Below are 3,176 nucleotides of genomic sequence, written 5' to 3'. Positions count from 1 at the left end.
GTAAAGGAAGCAACGCCGACAAGTGTAAATGAATAGAAACAGAAAGAATCCATTTTATTTTAGAATGGATTCTTTCTTTCTATTCCACGATAATCGAAAAAGCATAGTTCCCATCTCCATTGTTCCAGAAAGCTGTCAGATTGTAGAGATAGAGCCCTTTTTCTTTTGGAGCTACGAAGATATGATCATGAATCGGAATTTGAGTGACATTATTTTTGCCTTGCTCCACCTTCAGGGATTCCGCAACTGGTTTCATCCTAAATTATTCTATGTTAATTTCTTCTCCTGGCGAAACCGAGGTAGGAGAGTCTAACGGTCTGACTGGGTTAGCGCAGGCAGTAGACAGGATTCCACTCCAACAATAGTAACCTTGTGTAGTAGAGATATGTGTGTCGCCTGCCGTAATAGAAGGTAAGGGAGGCTCGGTACGAAAGGGCTCGAATACAAGCAACCCCATGATTATCAATCCAATTATACTAATGACAGTGAATATCTCTCTAATTGAAATCGCCTCTTTATCTACAGTAGAAGTTTATTTATCTATCACTTTAGTTTATTGGGCAATTACCTTTGCAGGCTCGATGTCTTCAAAATGTACAGCACCGCTTCTAGTTAGCTTGTTCCAATTCGTTCTGCTTCCGAAAAAGTATAAAATAGTGCCGTAAGTAAAGAAAAAGGTGTCCAGAAAGCGATAGGTGATAGATTCCCACATCGTGAACAGGATGATACGCAGCCAGTGTAAAAAAGAAAATTTGTAGCCGTAATGTCCTGCACGTTGAACTGCCACTAAACGGAGTATAAATTCGCTTAACCAAGCGATAGCCATCAACAGGATCGTAATGCCAGATATGTTCCCGAGTATGATGGAAAGGGGAAGAATAATCATTGCCAGCATACCAATGACACTAAGAGTAACTGACTCAAATAAGAGAAAACCCGAAAACTTCTTGCCCAAGCTAGTGAAAAAGTCTTTCTTGTATAGATTAATGCAATCGATAAATCCTTTTTGCCAGCGAATGCGCTGGTGCATCAGGGATGCAAAATTCTCTGGAACCTCTGTGTAACAGACAGCCTCCGGTATAAAAATCATTTTTTCTCCCATATTTCTTTTGTGCATATATTTTTGAAGACGGAAGGTGATTTCCATGTCCTCTCCAAGCGTATCTCGATAACCACCAATATGTTGAAGAACATCTCTTCTGAAAGCCCCGAAGGCCCCAGACACTACATTTAATACATTTAGTTTTGCTTGAGTTACCTTCCTAACATAAAAGGATGATAGATAACCAGAGGTCTGATACTTAATAATCCAGTTTTTAGAGTAATTAATAAGGCCTTGCTTATTGATGAGCTGACCAACGTGGACCATGCCGCCTCCAGCTATCACCTTTGGATCCACAAATGCTTCATTAATCTTGTTTAAGCTATTTTTTTCTAATATTGAATCGGCATCCAAGGTGATGACAATCTCACCAGTGGCAATAGCAATCCCTGTATTTAAGGCTGCTGATTTTCCACCGTTATACTGATCTACAACTAGAATGTCAGGATATTTTTTACTTAGGTAAATATTTTTAATGCCCCTAGTATTTAAGAGGACAGCAGAGTCTCTAGTAGTCACCTCTAAGTCAAGCATTTCCTGTAATACGTGTAAGGTAGCATCCGTCGAACCATCATTTATAAATATGGCCTCTTTATCCGTATAATCCAACCGAAACCAGCTATCTAAGCATTGTTTTAAAACGAGCTCCTCATTGTATGCAGGTATCAATACAGAAATCTTTTTCTCTGGCAAAATTAGAAGCTTCGTTTTAGTGGTGTTCAGAGAGCTGTATATATACTTCAATTGTAGTAACAGATAAAGTGCAAAGATTATTGTTAAGCTAATAGATATTAAATCCAAATGAATCCTTCTTTCTCAAATTATTATTTTTGATATATCCTTACATAATCCACTTCCATACGAGAAGGGAATTCTGTTGAAGAGTCAGGGTCACCAACCCAAGTACCACCCACTGTTACATTCATGAGTAAATACATTTCTGTATGAGAAACATTACTTGTTCGGAAGGTTATTTCGTCATCTATATAAAAAATGAGCTCATCCGATGACCAATCGAGCGTATACGTATGCCACTCGGAACCATCTACATGTTCATTCAAGTGAAATGCACGGCTACCTTCCTTCTGATGAGAAACATGCCAAAGCTCATTAGGCAATTGGCCAAGCATCTCCACTATGTCGATTTCCGGATAAGACGAATGGTCGGTAGGGAGCAGCCAAATAGCAGGGAATAGCCCCTGACCTTTTGGGAATTTAGCCCTTATTTCAAACTTTCCATACATTTGCTGGTGTAAGCCCTGTGTCGTAACGGCTCCGGAACGATAAGGGTAGCTTTGATAGGGGGTATCACTAACCTCTAGCTTTAAAACACCAGAATCGGAGGTTACCTGTTCTGGTAAGTAGTGATGTAGTCTACCATGATCTTTGTAGCCGCTATTTAAAAGGTTCCAGTTAGAAGAGGAGACCTGATCCAGGTCAAATTCATCCCGAAAGGTAAGCTTCCAGCCAGCTTCTGTGTGCTGATCCTCATATGGAACTTCTACGATTGTCGGCTCAGTTGGATGCTTTATGATCTCCACCTCTTCTTCTTGTGATTTTTCTGTGTGTACTTGTTCCTCTTCTATAGTCACTGGAGTATCACTTACAGGCACACTACATCCAGCTAAGAAAAATATAAATAGAATCATAAATACCCTCATGGTTAGCTCCTCCTTGCAAGAGAAGTATATTCATATAGTAGAAATTTAATACCTCAAATTAGGAATTTAAGCATATAAATTTTAATGTATAAAGTATTAAATATCAGAAAAGTTAATGTATTTAGTTTATTTCAATCTTTTTCACCTTCCTTTATCAGATCTACTTGCTAGTGGTAGTTCCATTTACTTAATAAAAAATGATGATTGCTCAATAGGCAGGAAAGAACCAAAATCCTTTGCATAAGGAGAACAACTCGAAACTAATATGAAATGACTCGTTATTTTAAATAAATAGTAAAAGCTGCATCCAAACTGTATTACTAATATTAAGATAATTTTATTTTTAGAAATACTGAGGAATGTTATGAGTTTTTTTAATAATATATTGAGGAATGTTAAGGGATAATAGAGGA

4 protein-coding genes are annotated in these 3,176 nt (G+C 38.0%); all 4 read right to left on the bottom strand.

Annotated elements, in window-relative coordinates; genetic code table 11:
• Nucleotides 1–79: 79 nt before the first annotated feature.
• The 4 genes from AC06OU_RS01835 to AC06OU_RS01820 all read right to left on the bottom strand — a co-directional run bounded on the left by AC06OU_RS01835 (nt 80) and on the right by AC06OU_RS01820 (nt 2,763).
• A complete protein-coding gene (locus AC06OU_RS01835; protein WP_475853585.1) occupies nt 80–256 on the bottom strand; it encodes a hypothetical protein in 177 nt (58 codons plus the stop codon).
• 6 nt (nt 257–262) lie between these two features.
• Nucleotides 263–457, bottom strand: coding sequence for a hypothetical protein (locus tag AC06OU_RS01830; RefSeq protein WP_475853584.1), 195 nt, complete (start codon nt 455–457; stop codon nt 263–265).
• Between the two features lie 96 nt (nt 458–553).
• Nucleotides 554–1,903 (bottom strand): glycosyltransferase family 2 protein, encoded by a 1,350-nt coding sequence (locus AC06OU_RS01825; protein ID WP_475853583.1) that lies wholly within the window; start codon nt 1,901–1,903, stop codon nt 554–556.
• A 23-nt stretch (nt 1,904–1,926) separates the two neighbouring features.
• Nucleotides 1,927–2,763 (bottom strand): glycoside hydrolase family 16 protein, encoded by an 837-nt coding sequence (locus AC06OU_RS01820; RefSeq protein WP_475853582.1) that lies wholly within the window; start codon nt 2,761–2,763, stop codon nt 1,927–1,929.
• Nucleotides 2,764–3,176: the final 413 nt, after the last annotated feature.

The organism is Psychrobacillus sp. (genome assembly GCF_056205495.1).
The sequence above is the reverse complement of the archived record's forward strand: the minus strand, read 5'-3'. Positions and strand labels throughout refer to the sequence as shown.

Coding starts and splice junctions, on each gene's coding strand:
- AC06OU_RS01835 (WP_475853585.1), bottom strand. CDS start 256: ATGAAACCAGTTGCGGAATCCCTGAAGGTGGAGCAAGGCAAAAATAAT.
- AC06OU_RS01830 (WP_475853584.1), bottom strand. CDS start 457: ATGGGGTTGCTTGTATTCGAGCCCTTTCGTACCGAGCCTCCCTTACCT.
- AC06OU_RS01820 (WP_475853582.1), bottom strand. CDS start 2,763: ATGAGGGTATTTATGATTCTATTTATATTTTTCTTAGCTGGATGTAGT.